The following is an 18,300-nucleotide window of genomic DNA, read 5'->3' on the forward strand; positions in this document are numbered from 1 at the left end:
GGGTCTAGCCCTTCTCCGCCCGTAGCTGCTCGATCAGGCCGTTGACGAAGTCCTTGCGCGGCGTCTCGGCGAGGCTGAGCAGCGTCTCCGTGCGCGAGACGCCGGGGATCTGCCAGATGCCCTCGAGCAGGATCGTGCGCAGGTGCGCCTGGTCGCGGACCCGCAGGCGGGCGAGCAGGTCGATCGACCCGGTGACCACGCTGATCTCCTCGACCTCGGGGATCGCGTGCAGCGCCCGGATGATGGCGGCCTGGTCGGTGGCCGCGATGACGGAGAGGAAGACCTGCATCGGGAAGCCGAGGGCCGCCCAGTCGATGTCGGCGCGGTAGCCGCGGATGACGCCGAGCCGTTCCAGCCGGGCGATCCGGTCACCCACCGCGGGCGGCGACATCTGCAGCTCCCGGGCGAGCCCGCGCTGGCTCGTGCGGGCGTCCTGGACCAGCAACTCGAGCAGGCGGAGGTCGATCGCGTCCAGCGTCGCCGGTGCCGCGGGACTGCTCACCACTTCCGCGATCGCCGCCAGCGGGCTCGTTTTTCTCGGCGCGTCTTCCGTCACGCGGGAACTATAACGGTGCGGGCGATCCGGCCATACACACCGTAAGGGATCGCGGTCATTCCCGGCATGACCGAAATATGTTGTCGATCCGCCCGCGTGTGCCAGGAAGCGTTGCGGGCTTGACAACTGTTCGCGACAACCGGCTGACGAAAAGTTGCCCGTAAGGCATTATCTGATGTCCACTGTTCGATATAACGTGTGCGGTGTCATGCGGTCGTTACCCGGCCGCACCTGTTGGGTCCCCTGCCCCGAGAGGCTCCACATGGCACTTTCCGCTAGAAAGGGCATCGTCGCGACCGCGGCCGCCCTCCTCGTCCTGGCGTTCACCCCCGGTGTCGCCGCCGCCGATCCGGATCCCCGGATCGGGCTCGGCGGCGGTTGGCTCGATGCCGAGGAAGCCGCCAGCAACATCGAGCGCCTCGCGCACGTCGACAAGCCGGCCGGCTCGTTCGACCCGGCCAACCCCTCGAACTTCTCGTACGTCGCCTCGGACCTCGCGTTCAAGGGCAACACGGCGTTCATGGGCGGCTACAACGGTTTCACCGTCTTCGACGTGTCGAACCCGTCAGCGCCGTCGCTGCTGACCACCGTGGTCTGCCCCGGCGGCCAGGGTGACGTCTCCGTCTACGGCAACCTGCTCTTCATGTCGGTCGAGGAGACCCGCGGCCGCGTCGACTGCGGCACCAACCCCGCGGTCGGGCAGCGCTTCCAGGGCGTCCGCGTCTTCGACATCAGCAACGTGACCAACCCGCAGCAGGTGGCCGCCGTGCAACTCTGCCGCGGCTCGCACACCCACTCGCTGGTCACCAAGCCCGGCGACACCGAGAACGTCTACGTGTACGTCTCCGGCACGGCCGGCGTCCGCGGTGACGGCCTGGCCGGTTGCAACAACAACCCGGCCTCCGGTGTGGACCCGTCACGCTGGCGGATCGACGTCATCAAGGTGCCGGTCGCCGACCCGGCCGCCGCGGCCGTGGTCAGCAACCCGCGCCTGTTCGCCGACGAGACGGGCAAGATCGACGGCCTGCAGAACACCCCGCCGACGCCGCAGCACCCGTCGGGCAGCAACTGGGGCCCGTCACCCATCACCAGCGCCTGCCACGACATCACGTCGTACCCGGCGCTCGGTCTGGCCGCCGGCGCCTGCCAGGGCAACGGCATCCTGATCGACATCTCCGACCCGGCCAACCCGAAGCGGATCGACGAGGTCTCCGACCCCAACTTCGCGTACTGGCACTCGGCGACGTTCAACAACGACGGCACCAAGGTCATCTTCACGGACGAGTGGGGCGGTGGCACCGGTGCCCGGTGCCGCGACACCGACCAGCCCGAGTGGGGTGCCAACGCCATCTTCGACATCGTCGACCGCAAGATGGAGTTCCGCAGCTACTACAAGCTGCCGGTGCCGCAGACGATCCAGGAGAACTGCGTCGCCCACAACGGCTCGCTCGTCCCGGTGCCCGGCCGCGACATCTTCGTCCAGGCCTGGTACCAGGGCGGTCTGTCGGTGTTGGACTTCACCGACTCGGCGCACCCGAAGGAGATCGCCTTCTTCGACCGGGGCCCGTTGAACCCGGCGGCGCTCTCGCTCGGTGGTTTCTGGTCGACCTACTGGCACAACGGCCAGGTCTACGGCAGTGAGATCGCCCGCGGCTTCGACACGTTCGGCCTCAAGCCGAGCGCGGACCTGTCCGCGGCCGAGATCCAGGCGGCCCGCGAGGTCGTGGTGGCGGAGACCAACCCGCAGCACCAGCAGAAGATCAGCTGGACGCAGAGCCGGGCGACCTCCCGCGCCACGTTCGACCAGCTGGCCCGCACCTGCACCTCGACGATCACCGGCAACCGCAACGGTGTCCTGGTGGTCGACGGGGTGACCTGCCTCGACGGTGCCACCGTCCGCGGTGCGATCACCGTGCGGCGGGGCGGGACGCTCCTCGCGATCGACTCGACGATCAACGGCGCGGTCGCGTCGTCGTCGGCCGCGGCGCTGCACCTCTACGACACCACCGTCAACGGTGCGGTCGCGGTCAGCGGCACGACCGGCAGCCTGGCGGTCGTCGACTCGCAGCTGCGGGGCGCGTTCTCGCTGAGCGGTGCCCGTACGCCGGGCTTCGCCTCGGTCGTCGCCGGCAACGAGATCAGCGGTGTGCTCTCCTGCACCGGCAACACCCCGGCCCCGATCAACGTCGGTGCCAAGAACAAGGTGCGCGGACTGGCCGTCGGCCAGTGCGCCGCACTGGACTGACGCCACACGTGGCGCCCGGCTCCAGCTCCCCCCGCTGACCGGGCGCCACGCCGGTGGCGCGCCGCCGTCGCGGCGGCGCGTCCCGACCCAGGGCGCTCGCCCCTGCTCCCCCCGCAGGGGCGGGCGCCCTGTTTGACAGCTCGGAGATACGAGGATCATGCAGCTCAGCCGCCGCGCCATCGGCGTTTCAGCGTTGGCCGCCGCCCTGATCGCGGCCGCCGTGGGCATCTCGGTCGCGGCCGGCCGCGACGATTCGGCCCCGACGACCGCGGCCTCGCCGCCGGGTCGGGTGGTCCAGCCGGGCGCACCGGGCCAGGACTCCCGCACCCTGTCCCCCGACGAGCTCTCCCGGCTCTCGGCGCCGCCGCACTCCGCGGCCGACGCCGAGTTCATGCGCAGGATGGTGACGCACCACCTGCAGGCGCTGGAACTGACCGCGCTGGTCGGCGGGCGCTCCACGAGCGCGGACGTCCCGCAGCTGGCCAAGCGCATCGAGGTGTCGCAGAACGAAGAGATCGCGCAGCTCCGGCAGTGGCTGGTCGACCGCGGCGAGCCCCTGCCCGAGCCGCACGCGAACCATGTCGGCCACGGCGACCTGATGCCCGGCATGCTCGACGCCACCGACCTGACCGCGCTGGCGGCCGCCAAGGGCGCCGCCTTCGACAAGCTGTTCCTGGAGCTGATGATCCGCCACCACGAGGGCGCGATCACCATGGTCCAGCAGCTCTACCGCGACGGCGGCGGCGTCGAGTCGGCCGCCGACCGGGTGGCCCGCGAGGTCAACGCCGACCAGTCCATCGAGGTCCGCCGCATGCGGGACATGCTGGCGACCCGCTAGCGACGGCTCCGCATCGCTTCGTCGCTTTGGGTAGCGATCTCGCCACCCAAGGTGATAGGAGTGTGTAGATTCGTCGATGCGGAGGGCGGCGGGCGATGCGTGTCGAAGTGCTGTCCGACCACGCCGGCGCCCTGCTGCTGCAGTCCCGGGCCGGGCTGCGCGGGGCCGGCGCCGCGCTCACGGCGCGGCAGGCCGACTACCGCACCGCGTGGGCCCAGCTACGCGCGACGGCCGGCCCCTGGTGGCGCCGCCTGTTCGGCGTCCCGCCGGCCGACCCGCGCGCGGTGGCCGCCCAGACGCGGGCGAGCTGGCAGGAGGTCCTGCTGGCGTCGCAGGAACCGGGCCGCGCCAGCCACCGCCTGCGCCAGCGCGCGGCCGGCGTGCTCGGCGAGGACACCCTGACCGCGGCGCTCGGCGTGCTCCCCGACGACTGGGTGATGCTCCGCGGCTACCGCAACCGCCGCGGCGAGACCGACCACGTGCTGGTCGGCCCGCACGGCATCTGGGTCGTCGAGGTCAAGCGCCGGCGCATCCGCCTGCACGCGGTCGGCGACCACTGGTGGTGGGAGAAGCTGGACGCCCGCGGCCGCAGCGTCGAAACCGGCCAGGCGGTCGACGGCGGCGGCCGCACCTGGGCCCGCCAGGTCAACGACGTGGCCGACGACCTTGCGGCCTGGCTGCGCCGCAACCGCCAGCCGGTCCCGGTCCGCACGGCCGTGGTGCTGATGCACGAACAGGCGCAGTTGGGCCGCTGCCAGGACCCGACGGTGACGCTGGTCGGCACGCACCCGACCCACCTGCTCGACGCGCTGGCCCGCTACGCCACTCCGCTGTCGGCGGCCCCTGAGGTGGCCGATCTGGTCCGCCGCGACCACGCCTTCCACCAGCACCGCCGCGCCCGCCGCCGCTAGTCGACGACCAACCTCGGCCTCGCACGCGGACGGGCGTTGGCGGCGGGCAGGTCGGTCCGGGCGCGTACATGTTCTGGCATGTGCGTACGTGCCAGAACACGTACGCGCCGGGACACCTACCGTCCGCGGACGGCGTCGCGCCCCGGTGGGTGGGCCACCGGGGCGCGACGGGTCGAGGGGTCAGTTGATGACGAACTGGGTGCCGGGCTCGCGGACGATGTCACCCGTCGCCGAGTTGGTGATGGTGACGTTCGACAGCGTGGCGGTGCCCTGTGCGCCGCTCATCGCGAGGATGCCCGCACCGTTGTTGGACCTGTCGATGCGGACGTTGGTGATCGTGGCCGTGATCCGGCCACCACCGGTCTTGAACTGGATGCCGTCGTAGGTCGAGTCGACGATCTCCGTGTCCCGGATGACCACGCCGGGGATGCCGGTGCTCGGGGCGAACAGGGTGATCGCGCCGAACTTCTGGGCCTCGCCCCAGAACGCGCCGCCGGTGCGGTAGAGGCCGTTGTTGGCGATCGTCGTCGTGCCGCTGAACGGTATCGGCGAGTGGTCGGTCGCCAGCATGATGCCGGGGTAGTTCATCGTGTCGTACACCAGGTTGTTCTCGATGGTGTTGCCGTAGCCGCCGTAGACCGCGATGCCGTTGGCCCGCCACGGGAGCTGGATCGTGTTGTTGGTGAAGTGGTTGTCGTGCCCGATGTCGACCGACTGGTCCTTGACGTAGGTGCTCGACCAGACCGCCAGCGAGTCGTCGCCGGTCGTGCGGAACGACGAGTTGAACACCGTCGAGTTGCGGGTGCTGTTGGCGAAGTTGATCCCGTCCGCGTACGTGTCGCGGATGCGCATCCCGGAGAACTGGATCCCGTCGCCGGGGTTCCAGTACGCCGGCGTGTCCGAGTAGTCGCGGCCGACCCAGGCGCCGACGTTGACGTGCTCGATCCACACGTTGCTGATCCTCGTGTTCTTGCCCAGCCGCCCGTTGATGCCGTGGCCGCGGGTGTTGCGGTTGGTCGTCATTCCGAAGATGGCCAGGTCGGAGATCTGCGTGTTGTCGTCGACGTCGAAGCCGACGTTGCCCTCGTGCGGGTGGTTGATGTTGCCCTGCACGTTCTGCGGCTCGGTGTTGGTGTAGAGCTTGGTGTGCCACATGCCCGCGCCGCGGATGACGGCGTTGCGGATGCCCTTCTGGTTGAAGCCCGTCCGCGTCGGGTCCGGCGAGAGGATCTTCTGCTCCTGCCGCCACTGGCCGGCCGGGATCCAGACGCAGGAGATGACGCCGTTCTCGTCGTCGGTGACCGCGCGCTGGATCGCACCCGAGTCGTCGACGTTGTCGTTCGGCACCGCGCCGTACGAGGTGATCGAAGTGCACCCCGCCGGCTGGCTCAGCGGCGGCGCGACCTGCTCCAGGTCGATGAGGTCCAGGTAGTAGAAGGCGGCGTCGTCACCGGCGTCGCGCTGCAGCTTGAACCGCGTGCCGGCCGGGTACGAGGACGGCAGCAGCGCCTGCGACTCGTCGAAGAGCCGGCGGGCGTTGGCCTGCGGCGTGTTCGACAGGCCCTCGGTGTCGTCGGTCAACCCGTAGAGCCAGCTGTTGCGCGAGGAGAGCGTCAGCTTCTGCACGAACTGGTCGTTGGCGTAGAGGCTGATCGTCGCGGTGGTGCCGCCGCCGCCCGGCGCGTCCGGGATCGAGTTGCGCACCACGATCGAGTTGGTCGGGACGGTCGAGGTGAACTGCACGTACTGGCCCTGGCTGGACAGCCGCACGGACCTGCGGCCCGACGACTCGGTGCCGAAGTTGGTGTGCCCGAACGTCCGCAGCGCGTCGGCCTCGACCAGCGTGCCGGTGTAGGTGCCGTTCTCGGCCTCGTAGGAGGTGTACGGCAGGGCCGCGCCGCGACCGACCACGATGGACTGCGTACGCGTGTTGTTGGTCTCGTTGGTCTCCGCCACCACGTTGGTCGCGTCCGCGGTGGCCGTGATGGTCGCGCCGCCGCTGGTCGCCGTCCACGTGCCGCTGACGGCCACCGTGGCGGTGGCGCCGGCCGCGATCGTGCCCGTGTTGGTGTTCAGCGTGGTCGAGCCCACCGCCAGCCGGGTGACCGACGCGGCCGCCGCACTGGTGCCCCGGTTGTTGACGCTGACGGTGAAGGACACCGCCGCCCCGACCGCCGGGTTCGCCGGGTTGGTGGTGATGCCGGTGATCTGCAGGTCGGGCCCCGGCGCCTGCGCGACGACCAGTTGCGACGGCGCCGTCGTGCTGTTGTTGGCGTTGTTCTGCTCGATGATCGTGTTGGTCGGGTCGACCACCGCGGTCACCGCGTAGCTGCCCTGGGCCCGGTTGCCCGCGTTGAACGTGACGGTCTGCGCCGCGCCGGCCGCCAGCGCGCCGACGTTGGCCGAGCCGACGACCAGGCCGCCGAGGCTGAAGTTGACGGTGGTCGCGCCCGCCGCCGCCGAGCCGGCGTTCTGCACGGTGGCCGAAAGCGTGATCGTGCTGCTCTCGTTGGGTGACGCCGGGCTCCAGCTCACCGAGCTGACCACCAGGTCGGGGTTGGGCGCCGGGGTGCCGCAGACCTCGAACTCCGCGACCTGGCCGCTCGGGGCGCCCGTGTTGGAGGTGAACCGCAGCCGCACGTCGGCGACGGTCGCCGAGACCGGGATCGCGACGACGTTGTTGCCCTGCACGAACTGGTAGTTGGCCGCCGGCACCAGGCTGGTGAACGTCGAGCCCGCCTGGTCACGACCCAGGACCTGGATGTTCTGGGTACGGGTGCCCCAGGACGCGTCCGGGTTGAGCTTCACGTTGACACCCGTGATGCCGTGGTTCGCGCCGAGCGCCACGGTCAGGTCCTGCGGATAGCTCGCCGAGCCCTCCCAGTAGGTGCCGAGCTGCCCGTCGTTGGCCTTCTCCGGGGTGAAGGTGAAGGTCGAGCCGGTCGCGCTCATCGTCTTGCCGGCCGCGACGTTGGTGCAGCCCGGCGGCTGGGTGCCGGTGCGGGTCACGGTGTTGCTGTTGCCCGACAGGTTGCCGGCGTTGTCCCGCGCCCGCACGTAGTAGGAGACCGTGGCCGTCGCCGGCTGGCTGTCCTGATAGGACGTGCCCGTGCCGGCCGTCGCGATCTGGGTGCCGTTGCGGTAGACGTTGTAGCCCGCCAGCCCACTGCCGCCCGTGTCGGTGGACGCACCCCAGTTCAGGGTGATCGTCGTGGCGCTGACCGTGTAGGACAGGGTGCCCGGCACGCTCGGCGCGGTGGTGTCCGGGGTGCTGCCGCCGGGGCCGTACACCTCGAGCTCCGAGAGCTGGCCGGCCGGCCAGGCGCTGTTGGCGGTGACGTTGATCCGCACGTATCGCGTGGTGGCCTGGTTGAAGCTGATGGTGACCGCGTTGCCGGCCACGGCGGGGTTGAACGTGTAGGCCTGCGAGCCGGCCAGGTCGGTGAACGACGTGCCGTTGGTGCTGCCCTGGACGCTCAGCGTCTGGGTGCGGGTGCCCCAGCCGCTCGTCGGGAGCTTCAGCACGACCCGGTTGACGGCCTGCGCCGACCCGAGGTCGACCTGCACCCACTCCGGGAACGAGTTGTTGGTGCTCTCCCAGTAGGTGCCCTGGTTGCCGTCGACGACGTTGCCCGAGCCGTAGACGTCGGCGTGGCCGCTCTCGGCCGTCGCCTTGCCCTGGGCGAGGTTGCCCGTGCCCGTTCCGCTGACCCCGTAGACCTCGAGTTCCGACAGCTGCGCCGCGCCCCAGCCGCTGTTGGCCGAGATGCTGGCCCGCACGTACCGGGTGGTCGCCGCGGTGAAGTTGATGGTCACCGCGTTGCCGCTGCTGGGGTTGAAGGCGTATGACGCGGAGGCGCTGAGCGTGCTGAACGACGTGCCGTTGGTGCTGCCCTGCAGGGTGACGGTCTGGTTGCGGGCGCCCCAGCCGCCGGGCAGCTTCAGCACGACCTGGTCGACCGCGGTGGCGGCACCGAGGTCGACCTGCCCCCACTGGGGCAGCGCGCCGGAGCTCTCCCAGTAGCTGCCGGCGTTGCCGTCGTTGAGGTTGCCGGCGCCGAAGCCGCCGTTGGTCGAGCTGGCCGAGGCGGTCTTGCCGAGGGCGAGGTTGGGGCCGCCGGCGGCCCGCGCCGACACCTGCCAACCCATGGTTACCAGGGCCGCCGTGAGGGCGACGGCCACGATCCTGGAGCGTCTCATCGCTGTCCTTTTCGCAGTGGGGACTTCTCCCCGGGGCCGTGGGCCGTCGGGGAGGGGCGGAAGTCGGCACATCGCCGGTGGAACGGCTCGTGGTGGTGCTGCGCGAAAATTTCAGGTCCTTGTCGCAATCTTGCGGCAAGTTGTGCGCCAGGTTACCGACGTGCTACGGAAAGCGTCAACGGGTGGACGAGAATCAATGCGCGTCGAGCGAGATGTGCCCGCGCTTCTCGAGGGCGCGGAGGAAGTCGGCGGCGTCGAACATCCGGCCCGCCGACGCGACGCCGATGGCCTTCGTGCGGCCGTCGAGGATCCGTTCGACCGCCTCCACCGCGAGCGGGGCGCTGACGGCGTAGATGTCCTGGCCGGTCGCGGAGATCCGGCGCTCCGTGCCGGCCCGGCGCACGCGGACGTCGACGGTGAACGTCTGTGTCGGGCTGGGCCCGGCCGGGTCCGCCGCGGCCAGGTCGCCGGCGGCGTTGGTGCTCATGTAGGTGCGCACCTCGGGGATCGGCAGGTGGCTCGGCACCGTGACGATGTCTGCCATGGAGAAGTCGCCGAGGACGGCCCGGCTGCCGTCGGGAAAGTCCCAGGTGAGCGCGGGCAGCGCGGCGGCGGTGTAGTAGTCCAGCCGGCCCCGGGTGTAGCGGACCCGCCTGCCGCCGCGCCGGTCGTGGGAGACGGTGCCGGAGGCGAGGGTGCCGGCCGTGGGGTGCCAACTGCTCAGGCCGTACGCGACGTGCGCCTCGTCCGCCGCCGTCCAGTCGCTCATCGCCGCGGTGACCAGCAGGTCGCCGAGGCCGCCGAAGAAGGCCATCGCGGGCACGACCGCGGTGCGGGCGCGGTCCGCGAAGTGCGCGAAGGTGTCGACGTTGGCCTCGATCTCGGCGGCCACGTCGACGTACGGGATGCCGGCGCGCAGGGCGGCCTCGACCAGCGGTGCCGCGGTGTCGGCGAACGGGCCCGCACAGTTGATCACCGCGGCCGTCCCCACCAGGGCCCGGTCGAGGTCGCCGACGCCGGCCACCCGGTGGTCGAGCCCGAGCGCCCGGAGCCTGCTCTCGTCGCGGCCGAGGGCGAGCGGGACGAGTCCCCGGTCGGCGAGCTCCGCGGTGACGAAACGGCCGGTGTGCCCGTAGGCACCGAACACTGCGATCGTGGTCATGGGGAAAGCCTCGCAGCGTGCGGCGGACCTTCGACAGTGTCGGGAACGCCAATGCCCGTACAGTTTCGGACATGACCACGATCGCGCTCGCCGCCACCGACGGGATGCTGCACTTCGAGCTGGCGATGGCGCTCGAGATCTTCGTGCGCGACCCGTCCGGCCTGGCCGCACCGTGGTACTCGCTGGTGGTCTGCGCGCCCGGGACGGTGCGGGTAGGCCGGTTCGTGGTGGAGCCGGACGATGATCTGGATCGCCTCGCCCGCGCCGACACGGTGATCGTCCCGTCGATCGAGGACGTCGACGCACCGGTGCCGGCCGACCTGGTCGAGGCGGTCCGCGCGGCCCACGCCGCCGGTGCCCGGCTCGTCTCGTTCTGCACGGGCGCGTTCGTGCTGGCGGCGGCAGGGGTGCTGGACGGGCTGCGGGCGACCACCCACTGGGCGCACACCGACGCGTTGGCCGCCCGCTATCCGGCGGTGACGGTCGACCCGGACGTGCTCTACGTCGACAACGGCACCGTGCTCGCCTCGGCCGGCAAGGCGGCGGCGATCGACCTGTGCCTGCACCTGATCCGCCGCGACCACGGCTCGACGGTCGCCAACGCCGTGGCCCGCCGCCTCGTCGTGCCGCCCCACCGCGCCGGCGGCCAGGCGCAGTTCGTCACGACACCGGTGCCGGCCCGCGAGGACCACCCGCTGGGGGCACTGTTCCCGTGGGCGCTGGCCCGGCTCGACCGCCCGCTGACGGTGGAGGATCTGGCCCGCCAGGCCAACATGAGCTCCCGCCACCTGGCCCGCGTGTTCCGCGCGGTGACGGGCACGACGCCGTTGCAGTGGCTGGCGACGCAGCGGATCCGCCGGGCCCAGGAACTCCTGGAGAACACGGACGACGGCATCGACACGATCGCGTCGGCGGCCGGCCTGGGCACCGGGACGACGCTGCGCCGCCACTTCCACCGCGCGGTCGGCGTGCCCCCGGACGCGTACCGGCGCACGTTCCGCAACGCCTGAGGCACGGGACCCCCGTCGACGGTTGTCGCGCGGGAGGGGGTCCGTGCCGACGCCCGCCCCTCGCGGGCGTGTGCGGAGGGGGCCCGTCCCCGCGGCAACCGTCGACAGGGCCCCCTCGTGCGGATCAGACGCCGACCGGGACGCGGGCCGGGGGTTCGACGAGCTCCGCGCGGAGCTTCTCGCCCTCGATGTCCACGTTGGGCAGTGCCCGGTCGAGCCAGCGCGGCAGCCACCACGCGCCCCGGCCGAGCAGTGACATCACCGCCGGCACGATGGTCATGCGTACGACGAACGCGTCGATCGCGACGCCGAGCGCCAGCGCGAACCCGATCGACTTGATGATCGGGTCGTCGATCAGCACGAAGCCGGCGAACACACTGATCATGATCAGCGCGGCCGCGGTGACCACCCGGGCGCCGTGCCCCATGCCGGCGATCGTCGCCTCCTGCGCGTCGGCGCCGTGCACGTGGTCCTCACGCATCCGGGACACGAGGAACACCTCGTAGTCCATCGCGAGACCGAACAGGATGCCGACCAGCAGGATCGGCAGGAAGCTGATCAGCGGCCCGGGCGTGCTGAGACCGACCAGGTCGGCCAGGTGCCCGTCCTGGAAGATCCAGACGGTGATGCCGAACGTGGCGCCGACCGTGAGCAGGAAGCCCAGCGCGGCCTTGATCGGCACCAGGATCGACCGGAAGACCAGCATCAGCAGCAGCACCGAGAGCCCGACGACGATCAGCAGGTAGATCGGCAGGGCGTCGGCAAGCTTCTCGGACACGTCGACCCCGACCGCGGTCTGCCCGGTCACGGCGACGTCGGCCCCGCCGAGGCCGTGGGTCTTGGCCCGGACGTCGTGCACCAGCGTCTCGGTGCTCGCGGCGGTCGGGCCCTCCTTCGGGATGATGCCGAGCAGCGCGGTGCGCTGGTCGCCGCTGAGCGTGGGCGGGGTGACGGTGAGCAGGTTGGGCGTGCCCTGCAGGACCGGGCCGACCTGCTGCACCGCGGCGGCCGTCGTCTCCGGCGAGTCGCTGGAGACCACGAGCGTCAGCCGGCCGTTGAAGCCCGGCCCGAAGCCCTCGGCGACGAGGTCGGCGGCGACCCGCGCGGGCGTACCCTCGGGTCCCGATCCGGCGTCCGGCAGCGCGAGCCGCATGTCGGCGGCGGGCAGCGCCAGGGCGCCGAGACCGACGATCCCGACGAGGATCACGGGTACGCGCCCGCGCCGCACCAGCCGGGCCCAGCGGAAGCCGAAGCCCTCCTTGTGCTGCTGGGGCGCGGCGCCCCGCAACCGGCGCGGCAGGATCCTGCGGCCCGCGAAGCCGAGCAGCGCCGGCAGCAGCGTGATGGCGACGAGCACGGCGACCGCGACGGTGCCGGCGGCGGCCAGACCCATCGCGCTCAGGAACGGGATGCCGACGATCGCGAGGCCGGCCAGCGCGATGACCACCGTGACGCCGGCGAACACGACCGCGGACCCGGCGGTGCCGACGGCCCGGGCCGCCGCGTCCTCGGGCTCGATGCCGTCACCGAGGTTCTGTCGGTAGCGCGAGGTGATGAACAGCGAGTAGTCGATGCCGACCGCGAGGCCCAGCATCAGCGCGAGCACGGGCGTCACGTCGGTCAGCGAGACCACACTGGACAGCGCGAACAGGCCGGCCATGCCGGCACCGACGCCGATCAGCGCGTTGAGCATCGTCATGCCGGCGGCGACCAGCGACCCGAACGTGATCAGCAGGACGACCAGCGCGATCGCGACACCGATGGCCTCGGTGCCACCGACCTCGGGCGGCGAGTTCATCACCTCGCCGCCGTGCCCGACCCGCAGCCCGGCCTCCTGCGCCCGCGCGCCCGTCCGCTCGTACGCGGTGCGCTGCTCCTCGGTCAGCTCGTCGGCGCGGCCGGCGAACTGGACCTGGACGAGCGCGTACCGCGTGTCCTGCGAAAGGGCCTTCGCCTCGAACGGGTCGACGGCGCCGACGACGCCGGGAAGGCCGTTCGCCTCCGCGACGAGCTGCTTGACCGCGTTGGTGAGCGGCGGATCGGTCAGCGTGCCGCCCTCGGGCGCGGCGACGACGATCAGCCCGACGGCCCCGCTCCCCTCGGGAAACTCGTGCTTGAGCGCGTCGATGGCCCGCTGCGACTCGGTGCCCGGCATGGTGAAGTTGCTGGAGGTAGGCCCCTTGAACGCGACGGCGGCGCCACCCAGCCCGGCGAGAAGCACCAGCCAGAGAACGACAACCAGCCTTCGGCGACGGTACGAGGCGCGACCGAGCCGGTAGAGCAGGGTAGCCATGTCAGTCCTTCCCGGGGATGAGAGCGCGCCGGGCGACGACGACCAGGGCAGGCCGCAGTTCCCCCTCGTCGCGCTTGTCGTCGATAACCACAGCGGCGATGCCGGCCAAGAGGACCTTGGCGGCGGTCTGGTCGGCGAGATCGGCGGAACGCCCGGCGAACCCGGCCACGAGCGCATCGGTCAGCTCACGCACACGGTCGAAGGCGGGCTCCTGCAGAAACTGCGGCGTGACATCGTAGATGAGCGCGACCTCACGTCGATACCGCAGAACGAGATCGACAAACCCTTCGATGGCGGCGTCCCGCACACCCTTGTCGTCGACACCGGCCAACCGCGCCACAAGATCGATCAACGACTGCCGCGCGGGCTCGATGAGCGCGAGCAGGATCGCGTCCTTGTGGGCGAAGTGGTAGAGGAGGGTGGCCTTGGAACACCCCACCTCGGCGGCGATGTCGTGCAGCGAGGTGCCCTTGAAGCCGTAGCGGGTAAAGAGCTCCGCGGCGACCCGCAGAATCTCGTCACGCGTCCGGATACGAACCACGGACACATTATTCCTGACCGCTCGGTCAGATCCTGACCGAGCGGTCAGCCTTCGTGGCCCACGTCACACCTGTGAGTGACGGAGGGTCGAAGCTGACCGGTCTGCGGCGGCGCTCCACGTACATACGACGAGTACGCCAGTCGAGCGGAGGGCGAATCCAAGGCCATGCCGGCCACGTTCGAACGAAGGCAGTCACATGTTGGAGTTGGCCGCTACGGCGGTCCGAGCCCTCGCCTCGGTCGCAGCGCTTTTTACCTGCATGGCGAACACCGCCACAGCGCAGGTGCCGCCGCTCGTCAAATGGGCATACCGGATCCACTACGCGAGGATGATCACCGCAGTGACCAATGAGTTGTGCGCATGGCCTACCCAACCGCGGGGCGACTCGTGGCGGGCAACGCGGCGTCTCGCGGCAGAGGCCATGGTCCAAGATGTCTTCCGAACGCTACGGACCGAGGTCGAAGACGGCCGTGGTCCGTCGAGCGCTCAGCTGGGACTGTGGCTGATGAAACGCACCCGGCGTAAGACAACCGAGTTTCTCAGCCGAGAATGGCAACGGAACGCCGATCAGCTCGGACCGCCGGCCAGCCGCGCCGCATGACCCGCTCGGCGTCGACGACCTAGCGTCGGCGACCACCGCGGTGATCGTGCGGCCCCACAAACAGCTCGGTCACACCAGTTAGGCGCCGAACATCGCCGAGGCGACGGCGCCCTCGTCAATCCCTCGCGCCCTTCGGCGCCACGGCGCTCCTTGCCGTCGACGGCGCGATCCATCGGGTCCGTCCGGCCCCGCAGGACCCGGTCAGGTGCCGTCCAGCAGGTGCGTGGCGGCGCAGGTCACGCAGCGAGCGATGGCGGGCGGCAGTTGGCGATCCCACGGGTCGTGCGACGGCAAAGCCCTGTTCTCGACCGGTATGCAGGGCGGTCGCCTGTCCGTGTTCCCGGCATGCGCGCGCATGCGGCCGGTGCCCTCGATGGAGACGTTGCTGTAGTCGTCGCGGATGGGCCCTCCGTCCCGGGTGCGGACGACGAACGGCTCGAGAATCTCGTACCACACGATCGGATCGCCCTGCATCGTATCGCCTCCCTGGCCACGGACGGGACGACCGCACGACCGATGAAGAGGGCGCCCCACGACGGGGGCGCCCTTCTCACAAAACCGCAGACCTACGAGTCCCCGCCGGTTTCGCCGACCGGGGCCGCGTTGACGTCGTCGATCGCGTACTTGCGGGCCGCTTCCACCGGGATCGCCGGGGCGATCTCGCCGCGGACCGCTAGCTGCCGAAGCGTCGCCACCGCCACCGATTCCGCGTCGACGTGGAAGTGGCGGCGTAGCGCGTGCCGCGTGTCCGACATGCCGAAGCCATCCGTGCCCAGCGACGTGTAGTCGCCCGGCACCCAGCGGGCGATCAGGTCCGGGACCGCGCGCATGAAGTCGCTGACCGCGACCACCGGGCCCTCGGCGCCCGCCAGCTTGCGGCGGATGTAGGGGACCCGCGGCTCCGAGCCCGGGTGCAGCAGGTTGTATTCCTCGGCCTGCACCGCGTCGCGCCGCAACTCGGTCCACGACGTCACCGACCAGACGTCGGCAGCCACACCCCAGTCCTGCGCCAGCAGCTGCTGGGCCTTGAGTGCCCACTGCATGCCCGTACCCGAGGCCAGGATGTTGGCCTTGATGCCGCCACCCTCCAGCGCGGGCGCGGGCGAGTAGCGGTAGATGCCGCGCAGCACGCCCTCGACGTCGAGGTCGACCGGCTCCGCCGGCTGCAGGATCGGCTCGTTGTAAACGGTGAGGTAGTAGAAGACGTTCTCCGCCTCCTCGCCGTACATCCGGTGCAGGCCGCGCTCCACGATGTGCGCGATCTCGAACGCGAACGCCGGGTCCCACGCCACGACCGCCGGGTTGGTCGCCGCGATCAGGTGCGAGTGGCCGTCCTCGTGCTGCAGGCCCTCACCGTTCAGCGTCGTCCGGCCGGCGGTGGCGCCGAGGACGAAGCCCCGCGACATCTGGTCGGCCGCGGCCCAGAAGCCGTCGCCCGTGCGCTGGAAGCCGAACATCGAGTAGAAGATGTAGAGGGGGATCATCGGCTCGCCGTGCGTGGCGTACGACGAGCCCGCGGCGGTGAACGAGGCCACCGAACCCGCCTCGTTGATGCCCTCGTGCAGGATCTGGCCGCCGGTCGACTCCTTGTAGGACAGGAACAGCTCCCGGTCGACCGGGGTGTAGTTCTGCCCGTGCGGCGAGTAGATCTTCTGCGTCGGGAACAGCGAGTCCATGCCGAACGTACGCGCCTCGTCCGGGATGATCGGCACCCAGCGCTTGCCGAACTCACGGTCCTTCATGATGTCCTTGAGCAGGCGTACGAAGGCCATCGTGGTGGCGACCTTCTGCTTGCCCGACCCGCGCTTGACGTCGGCGAACCGCTCGCTGCCGGGGATCTGCAGCGGGATCACCGTGGTGTTCCGCGACGGCAGGTAGCCGCCCAGCGCCCGCCGGCGCTCGTGCAGGTATTCGATCTCCGGCGACTTGGTGTCAGGCCGGATGTACGGCGGCAGGTACGGGTTCTCCTCGAGCGCCTTGTCCGAAATGTTCAGATAGAGCCGATCGCGGAACGTCTTCAGGTCGTCCAGCGTCAGCTTCTTCATCTGGTGCGTCGCGTTGCGCCCCTCGAACGACGACCCGAGCGTCCAGCCCTTGATCGTCTTCGCCAGGATCACCGTCGGCTGCCCGGTGTGCTCCGTGGCCGCCTTGTAAGCCGCGTAGATCTTGCGGTAGTCGTGCCCGCCGCGCTTGAGGTTCCAGATCTCGTCGTCGGACATGCCCTCGACCATCTTGCGGGTACGGGGGTCCCGGCCGAAGAAGTGCTCCCGGACGTACGCGCCGGACTCCGCCTTGTAGGTCTGGTAGTCGCCGTCCGGCGTGGTGTTCATCAGGTTGACCAGCGCGCCGTCGGAGTCGGCGGCGAGCAGCGGGTCCCACTCGCGGCCCCAGACGACCTTGATCACGTTCCAGCCGGCGCCGCGGAAGAACGCCTCGAGCTCCTGCATGACCTTGCCGTTGCCGCGGACCGGGCCGTCGAGCCGCTGCAGGTTGCAGTTGATCACGAAGGTCAGGTTGTCGAGCTCCTCGCGGGCCGCGACGCCGATCGCGCCGAGCGACTCGGGCTCGTCCATCTCGCCGTCACCGAGGAACGCCCATACGTGCTGGTCGGACGTGTCCTTGATGCCCCGGTGCTGCAGGTAGCGGTTGAACCGGGCCTGGTAGATCGCGTTCATCCCGCCGAGGCCCATGGAGACCGTCGGGAACTCCCAGAAGTCGGGCATCAGGCGCGGGTGCGGGTACGACGGCAGGCCGCCGCCCAGCCCGGCGTGGGACAGCTCCTGGCGGAAGCCGTCGAGCCGCTCCTCGGAGAGGCGACCCTCCATGAACGCGCGCGCGTACATGCCGGGGGACGCGTGGCCCTGGTAGAAGATGTGGTCGCCGCCGCCGGGGTGGCTCTTGCCCCGGAAGAAGTGGTTGAACCCGACCTCGTAGAGCGCCGCGGCGCTCGCGTAGGTCGAGATGTGCCCGCCGACCCCGATCTCGGGGCGCTGGGCCCGGTGCACCAGCATCGCGGCGTTCCACCGGATGTAGGCGCGGATCCGCCGCTCGACGAACTCGTCACCGGGGAACCAGGGCTCACGCTCCGGCGGAATCGTGTTGATGTAGTCGGTGGTGGTCAGCGGGGGGACGCCGACGTTGCGCTCGCGCGCCCGCTCCAGCAACCGCAACATCACATAACGGGCGCGCTTGGCGCCACCCGCGTCGATAACTCCGTCGAGCGACTCGACCCATTCGGCGGTTTCCTCGGGGTCGACGTCCGGAAGCTGGCTCGGCAGGCCGTCACTGATTACCGGGCGCTTGCGTTCCGTAGCCACAGGCATTCCTCAGATTGTGGGGACGACTGACATTTCGGAGCCAAGTGTCCCGGGTGTGGGATACGTCTCCAACGCCATCCTGCCCCGTTTCTCTCCCCCGCGTCACGTCGCCCACTGCCAGACGCGACTCTCGACACACGTACGCGCGGGTAACTCATCCTGGAAGGAACGAAAACCGGACCTGTCGGACAGCGTTGTCGCCGTTCGTGTCGACCAGGCAGATGGACTGCCAGGTGCCCAGGGCGAGCCGGCCACGCAGCACGGGGATCGAGGCGTACGGCGCGACGAACGCCGGCAGCACGTGGTCACGACCGTGGCCCGGCGAGCCGTGCCGGTGGCGCCACCGGTCGTCGGCCGGCAGGAAACCGTCGATCGCGGTCATCAGGTCGGGGTCGTCGGAGCCGGAGCCGCTCTCGATGATCGCGATGCCGGCGGTGGCGTGCGGGACGAAGACGTGCAGCAGGCCGTCGTCCTCGCCGGAGACGAACTGCTGGGCTTCCGCGGTCACGTCGCGCACCGCCGGACGGCGGCCCGTCTGGACCGTGATCACCTCACTCCGCATCCGGCAAGTCTAGTGATCACTAGTGCTTCCCAGGGGGCCGATGGGGCAGGTGACTGGCCGTGAG

General features: G+C 70.5%; 12 protein-coding genes. 4 read left to right on the top strand and 8 right to left on the bottom strand.

Annotated elements, in window-relative coordinates; translation table 11 throughout:
* Positions 1 to 4: 4 nt before the first annotated feature.
* Complete coding sequence (locus tag Asi02nite_RS33580) at positions 5 to 556, bottom strand: Lrp/AsnC family transcriptional regulator (RefSeq protein WP_203718047.1); 552 nt, start codon at positions 554 to 556, stop codon at positions 5 to 7.
* A 262-nt stretch (positions 557 to 818) separates the two neighbouring features.
* On the opposite strand from Asi02nite_RS33580, the gene Asi02nite_RS33585 reads away from it, so the two are divergent.
* The 3 genes from Asi02nite_RS33585 to Asi02nite_RS33595 all read left to right on the top strand — a co-directional run bounded on the left by Asi02nite_RS33585 (position 819) and on the right by Asi02nite_RS33595 (position 4,550).
* The gene (locus Asi02nite_RS33585; protein ID WP_203718048.1) at positions 819 to 2,801 is read left to right on the top strand and encodes an LVIVD repeat-containing protein; all 1,983 of its coding nucleotides are present in this window, start codon (positions 819 to 821) and stop codon (positions 2,799 to 2,801) included.
* Between the two features lie 157 nt (positions 2,802 to 2,958).
* Positions 2,959 to 3,639 (top strand): DUF305 domain-containing protein, encoded by a 681-nt coding sequence (locus tag Asi02nite_RS33590; protein WP_203718049.1) that lies wholly within the window; start codon positions 2,959 to 2,961, stop codon positions 3,637 to 3,639.
* A gap of 95 nt (positions 3,640 to 3,734) precedes the next feature.
* On the top strand, positions 3,735 to 4,550 hold the full coding sequence (locus Asi02nite_RS33595; RefSeq protein ID WP_203718050.1) for a nuclease-related domain-containing protein: 816 nt from the start codon (positions 3,735 to 3,737) through the stop codon (positions 4,548 to 4,550).
* A gap of 180 nt (positions 4,551 to 4,730) precedes the next feature.
* Here Asi02nite_RS33595 and Asi02nite_RS33600 read toward each other — a convergent pair whose 3' ends face one another.
* Together Asi02nite_RS33600 and Asi02nite_RS33605 are read right to left on the bottom strand one after the other, a co-directional pair.
* Positions 4,731 to 8,750: a galactose-binding domain-containing protein gene (locus tag Asi02nite_RS33600; protein WP_203718051.1), complete on the bottom strand. Its 4,020-nt coding sequence runs from the start codon at positions 8,748 to 8,750 to the stop codon at positions 4,731 to 4,733.
* 193 nt (positions 8,751 to 8,943) lie between these two features.
* Complete coding sequence (locus Asi02nite_RS33605) at positions 8,944 to 9,912, bottom strand: saccharopine dehydrogenase NADP-binding domain-containing protein (protein WP_203718052.1); 969 nt, start codon at positions 9,910 to 9,912, stop codon at positions 8,944 to 8,946.
* Positions 9,913 to 9,983: 71 nt separating this feature from the next.
* On the opposite strand from Asi02nite_RS33605, the gene Asi02nite_RS33610 reads away from it, so the two are divergent.
* Positions 9,984 to 10,922 carry a helix-turn-helix domain-containing protein gene (locus tag Asi02nite_RS33610; RefSeq protein WP_203718053.1) on the top strand — a complete coding sequence of 313 codons (939 nt, stop codon included), beginning with the start codon at positions 9,984 to 9,986 and terminating at the stop codon, positions 10,920 to 10,922.
* A 124-nt stretch (positions 10,923 to 11,046) separates the two neighbouring features.
* Here Asi02nite_RS33610 and Asi02nite_RS33615 read toward each other — a convergent pair whose 3' ends face one another.
* The 5 genes from Asi02nite_RS33615 to Asi02nite_RS33635 form a co-directional block, all read right to left on the bottom strand.
* On the bottom strand, positions 11,047 to 13,215 hold the full coding sequence (locus tag Asi02nite_RS33615) for an MMPL family transporter (protein ID WP_203718054.1): 2,169 nt from the start codon (positions 13,213 to 13,215) through the stop codon (positions 11,047 to 11,049).
* Position 13,216: 1 nt separating this feature from the next.
* Complete coding sequence (locus Asi02nite_RS33620) at positions 13,217 to 13,756, bottom strand: TetR/AcrR family transcriptional regulator (protein ID WP_203718055.1); 540 nt, start codon at positions 13,754 to 13,756, stop codon at positions 13,217 to 13,219.
* Positions 13,757 to 14,558: 802 nt separating this feature from the next.
* Positions 14,559 to 14,831 carry a hypothetical protein gene (locus Asi02nite_RS33625; RefSeq protein WP_203718056.1) on the bottom strand — a complete coding sequence of 91 codons (273 nt, stop codon included), beginning with the start codon at positions 14,829 to 14,831 and terminating at the stop codon, positions 14,559 to 14,561.
* Between the two features lie 92 nt (positions 14,832 to 14,923).
* Positions 14,924 to 17,674, bottom strand: coding sequence for a pyruvate dehydrogenase (acetyl-transferring), homodimeric type (gene aceE, locus Asi02nite_RS33630; RefSeq protein WP_203718072.1), 2,751 nt, complete (start codon positions 17,672 to 17,674; stop codon positions 14,924 to 14,926).
* A gap of 154 nt (positions 17,675 to 17,828) precedes the next feature.
* Positions 17,829 to 18,236 carry a YjbQ family protein gene (locus Asi02nite_RS33635; RefSeq protein ID WP_203718057.1) on the bottom strand — a complete coding sequence of 136 codons (408 nt, stop codon included), beginning with the start codon at positions 18,234 to 18,236 and terminating at the stop codon, positions 17,829 to 17,831.
* Between the last annotated feature and the right edge of the window lie 64 nt (positions 18,237 to 18,300).

Source organism: Asanoa siamensis, from assembly GCF_016862555.1.
Classification (GTDB): domain Bacteria; phylum Actinomycetota; class Actinomycetes; order Mycobacteriales; family Micromonosporaceae; genus Asanoa; species Asanoa siamensis.